13 protein-coding genes, 1 other RNA gene and 2 pseudogenes are annotated in these 12,643 nt (G+C 60.0%); 10 read left to right on the top strand and 6 right to left on the bottom strand.

Translation table 11 applies throughout. The annotated features are described in order from the left end of the window. Positions 1-56 precede the first annotated feature (56 nt). The 4 genes from AC1RTQ_RS23445 to gyrA form a co-directional block, all read right to left on the bottom strand. Complete coding sequence (locus AC1RTQ_RS23445; protein ID WP_492879282.1) at positions 57-953, bottom strand: prephenate dehydrogenase; 897 nt, start codon at positions 951-953, stop codon at positions 57-59. After that, entirely contained in the window at positions 953-2,053 is a 1,101-nt protein-coding gene (gene pheA / locus AC1RTQ_RS23440; RefSeq protein ID WP_302091598.1) for a prephenate dehydratase, read from the bottom strand. Before pheA ends, AC1RTQ_RS23445 begins: the two co-directional genes overlap by 1 nt. Positions 2,054-2,175: 122 nt before the next feature. After that, positions 2,176-3,285, bottom strand: a complete 1,110-nt coding sequence (gene serC / locus AC1RTQ_RS23435) for a 3-phosphoserine/phosphohydroxythreonine transaminase (protein WP_492879280.1) — start codon at positions 3,283-3,285, stop codon at positions 2,176-2,178. A gap of 129 nt (positions 3,286-3,414) precedes the next feature. Beyond that, positions 3,415-6,111 (bottom strand): DNA gyrase subunit A, encoded by a 2,697-nt coding sequence (gene gyrA / locus AC1RTQ_RS23430; RefSeq protein ID WP_492879278.1) that lies wholly within the window; start codon positions 6,109-6,111, stop codon positions 3,415-3,417. 229 nt (positions 6,112-6,340) lie between these two features. Here gyrA and ompA point away from each other — a divergent pair, with 229 nt between their 5' ends. From ompA to ssrA, 4 genes are all read left to right on the top strand, one after another. Further along, positions 6,341-6,985, top strand: a complete 645-nt coding sequence (ompA, locus tag AC1RTQ_RS23425; protein WP_492879276.1) for an outer membrane protein OmpA — start codon at positions 6,341-6,343, stop codon at positions 6,983-6,985. Positions 6,986-7,068: 83 nt separating this feature from the next. Next, positions 7,069-7,782: a bifunctional 2-polyprenyl-6-hydroxyphenol methylase/3-demethylubiquinol 3-O-methyltransferase UbiG gene (gene ubiG, locus AC1RTQ_RS23420; protein ID WP_302091595.1), complete on the top strand. Its 714-nt coding sequence runs from the start codon at positions 7,069-7,071 to the stop codon at positions 7,780-7,782. A 5-nt stretch (positions 7,783-7,787) separates the two neighbouring features. After that, positions 7,788-8,447 carry an HAD-IA family hydrolase gene (locus tag AC1RTQ_RS23415; protein WP_492879274.1) on the top strand — a complete coding sequence of 220 codons (660 nt, stop codon included), beginning with the start codon at positions 7,788-7,790 and terminating at the stop codon, positions 8,445-8,447. Between the two features lie 19 nt (positions 8,448-8,466). Further along, positions 8,467-8,843, top strand: a transfer-messenger RNA (tmRNA) gene (ssrA, locus tag AC1RTQ_RS23410). Positions 8,844-8,999: 156 nt separating this feature from the next. On the opposite strand, the gene AC1RTQ_RS23405 is transcribed toward ssrA, so the two are convergent. Beyond that, positions 9,000-9,512 (bottom strand): site-specific integrase, encoded by a 513-nt coding sequence (locus AC1RTQ_RS23405; RefSeq protein WP_492879272.1) that lies wholly within the window; start codon positions 9,510-9,512, stop codon positions 9,000-9,002. Positions 9,513-9,545: 33 nt separating this feature from the next. On the opposite strand from AC1RTQ_RS23405, the pseudogene AC1RTQ_RS23400 reads away from it, so the two are divergent. Together AC1RTQ_RS23400 and AC1RTQ_RS23395 are read left to right on the top strand one after the other, a co-directional pair. Continuing rightward, positions 9,546-9,638 (top strand): annotated as a pseudogene (locus AC1RTQ_RS23400) (IS5/IS1182 family transposase); the annotation flags it as partial. A gap of 262 nt (positions 9,639-9,900) precedes the next feature. Continuing rightward, positions 9,901-10,152: pseudogene (locus AC1RTQ_RS23395) on the top strand (lipocalin family protein); the annotation flags it as partial. A gap of 219 nt (positions 10,153-10,371) precedes the next feature. Here the strand turns inward: AC1RTQ_RS23395 and AC1RTQ_RS23390 are convergent. After that, positions 10,372-10,554, bottom strand: coding sequence for a hypothetical protein (locus AC1RTQ_RS23390; protein WP_302091581.1), 183 nt, complete (start codon positions 10,552-10,554; stop codon positions 10,372-10,374). Between the two features lie 401 nt (positions 10,555-10,955). Here AC1RTQ_RS23390 and AC1RTQ_RS23385 point away from each other — a divergent pair, with 401 nt between their 5' ends. The 4 genes from AC1RTQ_RS23385 (at position 10,956) to AC1RTQ_RS23370 (ending at position 12,579) form a co-directional block, all read left to right on the top strand. Continuing rightward, positions 10,956-11,174, top strand: a complete 219-nt coding sequence (locus AC1RTQ_RS23385) for a hypothetical protein (protein ID WP_302091580.1) — start codon at positions 10,956-10,958, stop codon at positions 11,172-11,174. 31 nt (positions 11,175-11,205) lie between these two features. After that, on the top strand, positions 11,206-11,475 hold the full coding sequence (infA, locus tag AC1RTQ_RS23380; RefSeq protein WP_302091579.1) for a translation initiation factor IF-1: 270 nt from the start codon (positions 11,206-11,208) through the stop codon (positions 11,473-11,475). 61 nt (positions 11,476-11,536) lie between these two features. Continuing rightward, positions 11,537-11,788 (top strand): RNA recognition motif domain-containing protein, encoded by a 252-nt coding sequence (locus AC1RTQ_RS23375; protein ID WP_304351881.1) that lies wholly within the window; start codon positions 11,537-11,539, stop codon positions 11,786-11,788. Between the two features lie 650 nt (positions 11,789-12,438). Then, on the top strand, positions 12,439-12,579 hold the full coding sequence (locus tag AC1RTQ_RS23370; protein WP_492879312.1) for a crAss001_48 related protein: 141 nt from the start codon (positions 12,439-12,441) through the stop codon (positions 12,577-12,579). Positions 12,580-12,643: the final 64 nt, after the last annotated feature.

The following is a 12,643-nucleotide window of genomic DNA, read 5'->3' as shown; positions in this document are numbered from 1 at the left end:
CGGCGGGCTTTGCCCGGTGTCTGTGGCGGTTGGGTGAATAGATCGACGCCGCTAGTTTAAGAGCCTCGCTTGCCGCCCAAGCTCCATTCGGCGCGAGCGGCGCTGGCCAGGGTCAGACGGTCCTGCAGGCCCTGTCCGTCGTTGGCCTGCATCAGCCCTTCGAGCTGCTCCAGTGCCTGGCGGAACTGGCGCGACTGGGCCAGCACCTGATCGCGGTTGGCCAGCAGCACGTCGCGCCAGAGCTTGGGGTCGCCGGCGCCGATGCGGGTGAAATCGCGAAAGCCGGGCCCGGCCAGCGACAGCATATCGTCGGCGCCGGGCTGGTTCAGCACGCTTTGCATCATGGCGAATGCCAGCAGATGGGGCAGGTGGCTGACGGTGGCGAGTGCGCAGTCATGGGCCTCGGGCGACATGGCCGTGACCTTGCAGCCCAGGGCCTGCCACAGCGCCTGGGCCTTGGTCAGATGCGCGGTCAGCGTGCGCTCCGTAGGGGTGAGCACGACCTGGGCGCCCTGGTAGAGCTTGACGTCGGCGTGCTCCACGCCGGCCACTTCCTTACCGGTGATGGGGTGGGCGGGCACAAAGCTGCCCATCTGGTCGCGCAGCGCCGAACGAGCGGCCTGCACCACATCGACCTTGGTGGAGCCCACGTCCATGATCATCATCTGGGGCGTGACCAGATGCTTGATGGACTTGAGCGTGGCCTCGGTGGCCGCCACGGGCACGGCCAGCAGCACCAGGTCGGCGCCGGCCGCCGCCAGCAGGGCGGAGGGAGCTTCCACATCGATCACGCCCATCTGGCGGGCGCGCTCGGTGGTCGAGGGCGATTTGCTGTAGCCCACCACGCGCTTGACCAGGCCGGCCTTCTTGAGTGCTAGGGCGAAGGAGCCACCCATCAATCCGCAGCCGATCAAGCCGAGCTGCTCGAACGGCTGCAATTCCTGAGTCGCCATCACTTGCTCACCGGGTAGGTGCCCAGCACCTTGTAGAAAGCACACAGGCCCTGCAGCTCCTGCAGGGCGGCGGCCACATTGGCCTGGGCCGGGTGGCCTTCGATGTCGATGTAGAAGTAATACTCCCATTGGCCGGTGCGGGCCGGGCGCGACTCGAAGCGCGTCATCGAGACGCCATGCTTCTTCAGCGGCACCAGCAGGTCATGCACGGCGCCGGCCGTGTTGGGCACCGAGATCACCAGGCTGGTGCAGTCGCTGCCGCTGGGCGCGGCCGTGGCCAGCGTGTGCGGCAGGCAGATGACGGCAAAACGGGTACGGTTGTAGGCATCGTCCTGAATCGCGTGGCTGACGATGTGCAGGCCGAACTGCTGGGCGGCTCGCTCACCTGCAATGCCGGCCCAGTTGGGGTGCAGGGCCGCCAGGCGTGCGCCTTCGGCATTGCTCTCCACGGGGCGACGTTCGGCATGGGGCAGATGCTTGGACAGCCAGCCCTGGCACTGGGCCAGAGCCTGGGGGTGGGCGGCCACGACCTCGATGCCGTCCAGCGTGTTGCTGGTGCGCATCAGATTGTGGCGGATCAGCATGCTGACCTCGCCCACCACATGGCAGGGCGTGTGCAAAAACATGTCCAGTGATCGCGTGACCACGCCCTCGTTGGAGTTCTCCACGCCCACCACGCCGTACTGGGCGCTGCCGGCGGCCGTGGCATGAAAGACTTCCTCGAAGCTGTTGCAGTACATCAGGTCGGCCGCGCCGCCGAAGTACTGGATCGCGGCTTCTTCGCAGAAGGTGCCGGCCGGGCCGAGCACGGCCACGCGCTGGGGAGATTCCAGTGCCAGGCAGGCCGACATGATCTCGCGCCAGATGGCGGCCACATGCGCGCCCTTGAGCGGGCCGGGGTTGTTGGACTTGATCTTCTCGATCACCTGGGCCACCCGGTCCGGGCGGAAGTAGGCCGAGCCTTCCTTCTTCTTGAGCTCGCCCACCTGCTCGGCCACATGGGCGCGCTGGTTGACCAGCTCCAGCAACTGGCGGTCCAGGGAATCGATCTGGTTGCGCAGCGACAACAGCTCGGGGCTGGCTTGGGGTTCTTGGCTCATGAATCTCTCAAATTTCATAGCTGCTGGCGCAAGTTGCACAAGGATTTCAGACCAAAACCTTGGTGAAGTACTTGCAGATAAAGCGCTGGCAGCTCATCTTTTTACAAGGCTAAGGGTGGGGCTCAGGCCTGACGTTGCTCGAAGTCCCGCATGTAGTCGACCAGCGCCTGCACGCCTTCGATGGGCATGGCGTTGTAGATGCTGGCACGCATGCCGCCCACGGACTTGTGGCCCTTGAGCTGCAGCAGGCCGGCTTGCTTGGCGCCGGCCAGGAAGGCGTCGTTGCGCGACTCATCATGAAGGAAGAACGGAATGTTCATGCGCGAGCGGCAGTTCGCGGCCACCTTGTTCACATAGAACGAGGACTGGTCCACATAGTCATAGAACAGCTTGGCCTTGGCGATGTTGCGCGCTTCCATGGCTGCCACGCCGCTCAGATTGCCTTCGGTCTGGCGCTTGAGCCACTGGAAGGTCAGGCCGGCCATGTAGATGCCCCAGGTGGGAGGCGTGTTGTACATGCTGCCGTTGTCGGCCACGGTTTTGTAATCAAACGCCGAGGGGCAGACGGGCAGGGCATGGCCCAGCAGGTCTTCGCGCACGATGACGATGGTCAGGCCTGCGGGGCCGATGTTCTTTTGCGCGCCGCCAAAGGCCAGGCCCACGCGGCTCCAGTCGATGGAGCGCGAGGCCACGTGCGAGGAAAAGTCGATGACCAGCGGTGCATCCGAGCCCAGGGCCTGGAGGTCGGGCAGCTCATGGAACTCCACGCCGTGAATGGTCTCGTTGCTGCAGATGTGCACATAGCTGGCGCCGCGGCTCAGATTCCAGCTGCTGGCAGCGGGAATCGTGGTGTAGTTGCTGTCCTTGGCGCTGGCGGCCACATTGGCATCGCTGGCGTACTTGGCGGCTTCCTTGGCCGACTTCTGGCTCCAGCTGCCGGTGACCACAAAGTCCACCACGCCGGCGCGCGACAGGTTCATGGGCACGATGGCGTTTTCGGCAATGCCGCCGCCCTGCATGAACAGGATCTTGAAGTGGGCGGGCACGGCCAGCAGCTCGCGCAGATCGGCTTCGGCGGCTTCGTAGATGCTGATGAATTCCTTGCCGCGGTGGCTCATTTCCATCACCCCCATGCCGGATCCGTGCCAGTCCAGCATTTCGGCGGCTGCGGTCTGCAGCACTTCTTCAGGGATGGCGGCGGGGCCTGCGGAGAAGTTAAAAGGGCGGTTCATCAGATTTACGCTCAAAACATGTGAAAGCGCTTGTCTAGCCTGCGCTTTCAGCGATCAAAAATTGGGCCACGGGCATGGGGCCATGCCCGTGGCATCCGGTGCGGACCGGGTCAGCCTGGGGCTGGTCGATCAGGAGGCGTCGCCGGACTCGGCTGTGCCTTCGGCGCCGGCGCTGCCGGAGTCATCGGCTTCGCCGTCCTCGCCGGCACCGTCATTGGCATCATTTTCCACGATGCGCTGCAGGCCGATGAGCTTGGCGCCTTCGTCCAGATTGATCAGCGTCACGCCCTGCGTGGCGCGGCCCAGCTCGCGGATTTCCGCCACCCGGGTACGCACCAGCACGCCGGTGTCGGTAATCAGCATGATCTCATCCTCGGGCGCCACCAGGGTGGCGGCCACGACCTTGCCGTTGCGCTCGGATTGCTGAATCGCAATCATGCCCTTGGTGCCGCGGCCGTGGCGCGTGTATTCGCTGATGGCCGTGCGCTTGCCGTAGCCGTTTTCGGTGGCGGTCAGCACGCTTTGCGAACCCGCCACCACATTGCCCGTGCCGTCATCGGCCTCGGCAACCAGCATGGCGATCACGTTCTGATGCTCCTCGATGTTCATGCCGCGCACGCCGCGCGCATTGCGGCCCATGGGGCGCACATCGTTCTCGTCAAAGCGCACGGCCTTGCCGCCGTCGCTGAACAGCATCACATCATGCTTGCCGTCGGTCAGCGCGGCGCCGATCAGGTAGTCGCCTTCGTCCAGGCCCACGGCAATGATGCCGGCCTTGCGCGGGTTGCTGAACTCGGTCAGCGCCGTCTTCTTGACGGTGCCCATGCTGGTGGCCATGAAGACGAAGTGATCTTCGGGGAAGCTGCGGTTTTCGCCCGTGAGCGGCAGCACCACGTTGATCTTCTCGCCGTCCTGCAGCGGGAACATGTTGACGATGGGGCGACCACGCGAACCGCGCGAGCCCGAGGGCACTTCCCAGACCTTGAGCCAGTACATGCGGCCACGGTTGGAGAAGCACAGCAGGTAGTCGTGCGTGTTGGCAATGAAGAGCTGGTCGATCCAGTCGTCTTCTTTGGTGGCCGTGGCCTGCTTGCCGCGGCCGCCGCGCTTTTGCGAGCGGTACTCGGACAGGGGCTGGCTCTTGATGTAGCCGGTATGCGAGAGCGTCACCACCATGTCGGTGGGCGTGATCAGATCTTCGGTGGACAGGTCTTGCGCGCTGTACTCCACGGTGGAGCGACGCTCGCCCTTCTTGGACTGACCGAACTCGGCCTTCACGGCGTTGAGTTCTTCACCAATGATGATGGAGACGCGCTCGGGCTTGGCCAGGATGTCCAGCAGGTCTTCGATGACCGACATGACGTCCTTGTACTCGGCCACGATCTTGTCTTGCTCAAGGCCCGTCAGGCGTTGCAGACGCATCTGCAAAATTTCCTGGGCCTGGGTTTCGGACAGGCGGTACTGGCCGTTTTGCTGCATGCCGAATTCGACTTCCAGGCCCTCGGGGCGATAGTCGTCGGCATTGACCACGCCGCCATCGGTGCGCGTGCGGGTGAGCATCTCGCGCACCAGCGTGCTGTCCCAGGATTTTTCCATCAGCGCGGCCTTGGCCACGGGAGGTGTGGGAGCGTTGCGGATGATGGCGATGAAGTCGTCGATATTGGCCAGTGCGACGGCCAGACCTTCCAGCACATGGCCGCGGTCGCGCGCCTTGCGCAGCTCAAACACGGTGCGGCGGGTCACCACTTCGCGGCGGTGCTCCAGGAAGACCTGGATCAGATCCTTCAGGTTGCACAGCTTGGGCTGGCCGTTGACCAGCGCCACCATGTTCATGCCGAAGGTGTCTTGCAGCTGGGTCAGCTTGTAGAGGTTGTTGAGCACCACCTCGGGCACTTCGCCGCGCTTCAATTCGATCACCAGGCGCATGCCGGACTTGTCCGACTCGTCCTGGATATGGCTGATGCCCTCGATCTTCTTCTCGTGCACCAACTCGGCCATGCGCTCCTGCAGCGTCTTCTTGTTGACCTGGTAGGGCAGCTCGTCAACGATGATGGACTGGCGCTGGCCCTTGTCGATGTCCTCGAAGTGGCACTTGGCACGCATCACCACGCGGCCACGGCCGGTGCGATAGCCTTCCTTGACGCCGTTGATGCCGTAGATGATGCCGGCCGTGGGGAAGTCGGGCGCAGGAATGATCTCCATCAGTTCGTCGATGGAGGCTTCGGGGTTGTGCAGCAAATGCAGGCAGCCGTCCACTACCTCATTGAGGTTGTGCGGCGGGATATTCGTGGCCATACCCACGGCAATACCCGAGGAGCCGTTGACCAGCAGGTTGGGCAGGCGGCTTGGCAGCACCAGTGGTTCGCTCTCGGAGCCGTCGTAGTTAGGGCCGAAGTCCACGGTCTCCTTGTCGATGTCGCCCAGCATTTCATGGGCGATCTTGGAGAGTCGGATTTCCGTGTAACGCATGGCGGCGGCGCTGTCGCCGTCCACCGAGCCGAAGTTGCCCTGACCATCAACCAGCATGTGGCGCAGCGAGAAGTCCTGCGCCATACGCACGATGGTGTCGTAGACCGCGCTGTCGCCGTGAGGGTGGTATTTACCGATCACGTCACCGACGATACGCGCCGACTTCTTGTAAGGACGGTTCCAGTCGTTATTGAGTTCGTGCATGGCGTACAGAACGCGGCGGTGCACGGGCTTGAGGCCATCACGCGCATCAGGAAGCGCCCGGCCCACGATCACGCTCATGGCGTAATCGAGATAACTGCGACGCATCTCCTCTTCAAGGCTGATGGGCAGAGTTTCTTTAGCAAACTGGGTCATGTCTAGTGATACTTTGACGGCTGGAAAACAGCCATTTTAGGTCGAATGCCGTGTGGCAGCAGAGCAACATAACTGAGGAATTACATAGCTGTCCTACTTGTTGGTGCCTAGTTGACAACACTCTTGCATGTTACGTATGGCACAATCATTTCAACGTTTTTGGTGATGGTCACTGATGACGTCCACAGATTCGCAGCCCTGCTGCGGCTTTTTCCCCAAGAGGAGAACCATGAAGAAACTGAACAAAGTGGCGATGTTGTTTGCCTCTGCTGCCCTCGTGACAGCCGCTGGCGCACAAGTGAAGGCTGCTGACGGTGGCAAGACTATCGACAACTGGCAAAACGGCACCAGCGAACTGGTGTGGAAGAACGGCACGAACGAACTGTGCTGGCGCGATGCCAACTGGACTCCTGCTACTGCCGCTGTTGATTGCGACGGTGCTCTGAAGGCCCAGGTTGCTGCTCCCGCTCCCGCCGCTGTGCCTCCCGCTCCTGTGGCTCCCCAGCCTGCAGTGGCATCTAAGGTTACCTACTCTGCTGACGCTTTCTTCGACTTCGACAAGTCCGTGCTGAAGCCCGCAGGCAAGGCTAAGCTGGATGACCTGACCGGCAAGATCAAGGACATCAACCTGGAAGTCATCATCGCCGTGGGTCACACTGACTCCATCGGCTCCGATGCTTACAACCAGAAGCTGTCGGTGCGTCGCGCTGAAGCTGTGAAGGCTTATCTGGTGTCCAAGGGCATCGAAAAGAGCCGCGTGTACACCGAAGGCAAGGGCAAGAAGCAACCCGTGGCAGACAACAAGACTGCTGCTGGTCGCGCTCAAAACCGTCGCGTGGAAATCGAAGTTGTGGGCACCAAGGCTGCTCAGTAATCTTTCGATTGCTACACAAAAAGCCCCGGTAACGGGGCTTTTTTTATGCCTGATCCATTGCGGTAATCGCGGACAATTGCATCATGAGCAACACTATCAATGCCGACCCGGCAGAACTGGAAAAATTCTCCAGCCTGGCCCATCGCTGGTGGGATCCCGAGAGTGAATTCAAGCCACTGCATCAGATCAACCCTCTGAGACTGGACTGGATCAACGCCCAGGCGCCATTGGCGAACCAGCGTGTTCTGGATGTGGGCTGTGGCGGAGGCATTTTGGCGGACTCCATGGCGCGCAAAGGGGCCAAGGTGGTGGGTATCGATCTGGCAACCAAGGCTTTGCGCGTCGCGCAGTTGCATGCTCTGGAGGCGGGAACGCCCAATATTCAATACCATGAGGTCAGCGTCGAGCAGCTGGCGCAGGAGCAGCCGGCCAGTTTTGATGTGGTGACCTGTATGGAAATGCTGGAGCATGTGCCCGATCCGTCGTCCATCGTGCGGGCATGTGCCCAGCTGGTCAAGCCTGGTGGCTGGGTGTTTTTTTCCACCATCAATCGCAATGCCAAGGCTTTTGCACTGGCGATCGTGGCTGCCGAATACATGCTCAAGATGATTCCTAAAGGGACTCATGAGTACGCCAAGTTGCTGCGCCCAAGCGAGTTGGCTCGCTTTGCGCGCGAAGCCGGCCTGGATGTGCAAGGCAGCAAAGGCATGGAGCACAACCCGATCTCGGGCCGCTATTGGCTCAGCAATGACACCTCGGTCAATTACATGCTGGCAACACGCCGCCCGCAGGAGTGAAGGCCATGTGGAAGCACGTTAGAGCCGTTCTTTTTGATCTGGATGGCACTTTGATTGACAGCGCTCCTGATCTGGGTGCTGCAGCGGACAAAATGCGTGTGGATCGCGGCATGCCGTCGCTGCCGCTCCATGCCTACCGCCATATGGCCGGGGCTGGGGCGCGTGGAATGCTGGGTATTGCGTTCGGTATGACACCTGAGTCTGCCGGCTTCGAAGAAATGCGGGAGGAGTTCTTTCGCAACTACGAGCAATGCATGACCGAGCGTACCTATGCTTTTGATGGCGTGCCTGAGTTGATCCGGGCATTGGAAGCCGGCCCGCTTCTATGGGGCGTGGTGACCAACAAGTCCATGCGCTTCACTGACCCGTTGACACGGCAAATGCCCTTGTTTGCTCAGGCTGCAGCTGTGGTGAGCGGGGATACGACGCCGCATGCCAAGCCTCACCCCGAACCTCTGTTTGAAGCCGCACGACGCATGCAGATTGCTCCCGAGCATTGCATTTATGTCGGAGATGACGAGCGCGATATTCAGGCGGGTGCAGCAGCGGGTATGAAAACGGTAGCTGCACGCTATGGCTACCTGGGTGCGGCAGCAGATACGGTTCATTGGGGTGCTGATGCACATATCAATTCACCACTTGAGTTGTTGAAGTTGCTGGGATGAGGCTAGAATAGGCAACTAAGGGGCTGTCCTGGTTTCGACGTGGGTTCGGGACCGGTGCGGTGCATGTCGAGCTTGAGTGATGCTCGTAAATCTCCATTCAAAAAACTAACTGCAAACGACGAACGTTTCGCACTCGCCGCTTAATCCGGTGAGCCTTGCAACAGCACGCTAGTGGGCTGGGCAAGGGGGTAGCAATACCTCCCGGCTGCAAGGGAATTTACATTAGCTGGCTGGATACCGGGCTTCTTGGTATTTGGCGAGATTTTAGGAAGCTGGCTACCCAAGCAGCGTGTGCCTGCGGGGTTTGGGTGGCGAGATTTAAAACAGAGCACTAAACATGTAGATCTGTCCGGCGAAGGCTTACGGACGCGGGTTCAATTCCCGCCAGCTCCACCATTCAAGACACCGCCACACACTGGAAAGCCTAGTGTGTGGCGGTTTTTCTTTGCCTTTTGGTGTCCTGTGGTGTCCACCAAATCGCACCGATTTCGCACCGAAATCGCACCGAAATCGCACCGAAATCGCACCGAAATCGCACCGAAATCGCACCGATCATTTTTCTCCCACAATGCGAAATTCAGGCTTGGGCTTCTGGTAGTCGTCCCTGATGAACTTGCCGTATGTGCGGAAAACCATCTCCACATCCTCATGCCCCAGCTGGCTGGCCACGTACCAGGGATTGGCGCCGGCCGTCAGCAGGGCCGAGGCATAGGTGTGGCGGACTTGGTACGGGTTGCGGTACTCCACCTCGGCTCGCTTGCAGACCGGCTGCCAGAGCGTCTTGCGGATCTGGGCGTCGGTGCTCCATGGCTCGCCCGTGCGAGGGTTGAGCCAGATGCGCTCTCCCTTGAGCTCGGAAATAGGGCGCTGGGCTCGCAGCGCAGCGAGTGCCTCGGCGGACAGCTCCACATCACGGATGCCGGCGGCTGTCTTGGGCCCTTTGATCACGCCAGCGACCTGATTGAGCTCTATCCAGGCAATGGCTCGCTCCCAATCGATGTAGCTCCACTGCAACGCTTGCAGCTCGCCTGGGCACAGGCTCGTCTCGAACCAAAATTGGAGCATGGGCCTTTCGTCGGGGTGGCAGGCCTTGAGGATGGCAGCGGCATGACTTGCTGGCGGCGCCTGCGCGACTGGAATGCCGCTGGTGTCTGGGAGCAGTTGTACCAAGCCATGCTGACTCGCTTGCGTGAACATGCCCTCGCAAAAGACCATCGAAGCTGCACGCCGACAAGGGCTATGACTACAAGCGTTGCCGTGCGCATCTTCAATGCTCTTTTCGTCAACGTCACCGGGCGCTATGTGCCTGGCTGCAATGAGATTGCGCAGCGTCTGGTCCGGCAACGGGTCTATTTCGTTGTAGTACGCCGGCTTCATGGCTCCAGAAAGCAAAAAGCCCGCTCTTCAAGGCGGGCTGGTTGGTGGATGGTTGAATGACGCTTTCAACCTCAGGAAGGCGCGATTCTTGAGCGATCCCAGCGTCGCGGCGCTCAAGGTGTCTTTCTTCGGTCCGTTCTACGGTGGCTACCACGTGGTGAGTCTGGATGATCAGTATCAGACGTCTTTGGTGATTGGCAACAGCCTCGACTACTTCTGGCTGCTTTCCCGAAGCAAGAGCATCCCTGAGCAGCAATTTAGGCGATTGCTGGACAAGGCTCAATCGCAGGGTGTGGACCTGAGCCAAGTCCAGGTTGTCCCGCAGTAGGGAGACGAGTCTCAGCTCCAGAGAATTAGAAAAGCTCGTGGCGGCAGGCTGGAGTGTTGGTAGTCAATGGCCGCAAGGCAGTACTTATCCCTGGCCTTCTTGAAAGTTGGGCGCGCCGCAGCTTCCGCAATGCTTGTTGGTATTGGTATTTGTCATATCGGTGCTCTTTACAAAAAAGCCCGCACGAAGGCGGGCAATGGCAATGGAGTGGAAGGACTTCTAGGTCTTGTTTCGGCCTCGATAGTTGAGGTCGGTGGCAGAGTAGTTCTCGCGCTTGCGCCAGTCCATCTGGATGGGGCCGGCATGGTCGGCGGGATAGGTGATGCGTTCTTTTTCCCGACTGAGCTCCCATCGCTTGGCTTCCACGGTATGGTGGACAGCGGACTTTGTAGTTTTGCTCATTGCTAAGGCCCTCAGTAAATTTCCGAACAGTTCGTCCCACGGTACCGCGTTACTGCGGACAGGTCTATCGATTTCGTGTTCGAAAGAGCAGGGGAATACGGCTCAAGCACCGCCCCGCAGTTGACGTTGAATGTTGTAAACCAAAGGTCTTTCACTTGGCCTATACTGGTTTCACTCGCTGTTTAGGCCGTTCGCCCCAACAGTGCTTGTCTGACACCATTGCCGCCCCTTGGCCGCAGGTAGCCGCTCTTCTAGCAAAGTACGCGGTGGTCACTCCCCTCTAGGCGAACTCCCCAGATCCTGAACATCCTTATGGATCTGCGTTGCCCCCTGCATTCACAGTGGGCCTTCCCTATCTCATTTGACGGTCTGCGTAATCATGCGTGCGGCCGTCCGTTTTCATGCTGCATAAAAACATTACAGAGCAGATTGGCCGCTACGTGGTCACACCTCTGCCACAGCCGAGCACCAGCGGCCAATTCCTGGCTGCCGTTTCCATTCGCCGCGGCGCTTATGACCGCGTCATTCGATTTGTCCCTCAGTTTTCTAACGAGTCGCTCGCCTCTGACTATGCCCTGACCGAGGGGCGCAACATGGTGCTGAACCGCAGTCTGAATTGAGCGGCTGAATCCTTCACTCACAGGAGCTACTTTGGCAAAAGAAGAACTAATCGAGATGTCAGGACGAGTTGATGAAGTGCTGCCGGACGCGCGATTTCGCGTGACTCTGGAGAACGGCCATCAGCTCATCGCATACAGCGGCGGAAAGATGCGCAAGCACCGTATTCGCGTTCTGGCTGGCGACAAAGTGACCGTTGAAATGTCGCCCTACGACCTGAACAAAGGACGAGTGACTTTTCGCCATCTTGCTCCACGTACTGGCGCTGCTCCTGGGGCCAAGCCGGCCTTCAAGCGCCGCTAACTCCTCTCAACCTCTTGTCCGCTCATTGCATCAATGCCTGAGCAAACTTTGAAAGAACACTATGCAATCCAATCTCTATGTGACCAATCTCAGCTACACGATTGACGCTGATGCTCTTCGTGCACATTTCGGCGGCTGCGGCGATGTCGTCGCCGCTGACATCATCATGGATCGCGAAACCGGCCGTTCGCGCGGCTTTGGCTTTGTTGAAATGAGCACCGCAGAGCAGGCGCAAAAAGCCATCGAGCAACTGAACGACCAGCCATTGGGTGGTCGCGCTCTGGGTGTGGCTTTGGCCCGTCCACGCAAATAAACTTCTTTGATTTGTAGGAAGAAGGCTCACGCCAAAAGCGTGAGCTTTTTTCTTTTGTGCATGTTTTTTAGTTGCGCCTACTTAGGCGACTACCTTCTTTATTTACTGGAGTTGAACCTCGCGCCAGCCAGTCTTGATGGCCATCTCCTTGCACTGCAGGGCAGCTTCTTGAAGGATGGGCGTGCCGCGTAAAACGCCTGCTGACTGACAACGGTGCAGTCTTCCGGTCCAAGGAGTTTGCCGCAGCCTGCAAAGCCTTGGCTACGCAGCTGATGCAGCAACCTGCCGCACAGCGTGGCCAGTGATCCCTCAGACCAAGGAGAACCCTCAATGAATTTCAGTGACGCCATCAAGGAATTGACGCTGGGCAAGAGCCTGTAGCGTACGGGCTGGAACGGCAAAGGCCTGTTTGTCTATCTGGTGCCTGCCGCCGACTACCCGGTGCAGACCGGCGCGGCCAAGGAGCATTTCGGCGCTGGCGCGATGGTGCCCTACAACGCCTATCTCGCTATCAAGAACGTATACGAGACTTGTCAGTGCCTGGGTGCCGAGCGTCAATGCCTGCCTGGCCGGTGCTGGGGTGTGGTGGGCTGCACGGTCTCGGCCCCCCATCAGCGCGTGCTGGATGAAAAGCAAGAGCGGACGTCCGCATCACCAAGCTGGACGAGTTCATTCAGCGCAATGCCCTGTTTCGCCAACTGGGGAGCGATGAGCAGTCCCGCATGCGCCGCCAGTTCGACGTAATGCGCGAGTACGCCGTGATCCTGGGCGAGCGCATCTCTGCTTTCTAAGCCTACTGGCCTGCTCCGGGCAATGAGCTTGCTGCTTCCTCAATAGCCTTCGACCAAAGGCAAT

The organism is Comamonas sp. GW821-FHT11H03 (genome assembly GCF_058807955.1).
Note: the sequence above shows the minus strand (reverse complement) of the source record. Positions and strands in the feature narration are given on the sequence as shown.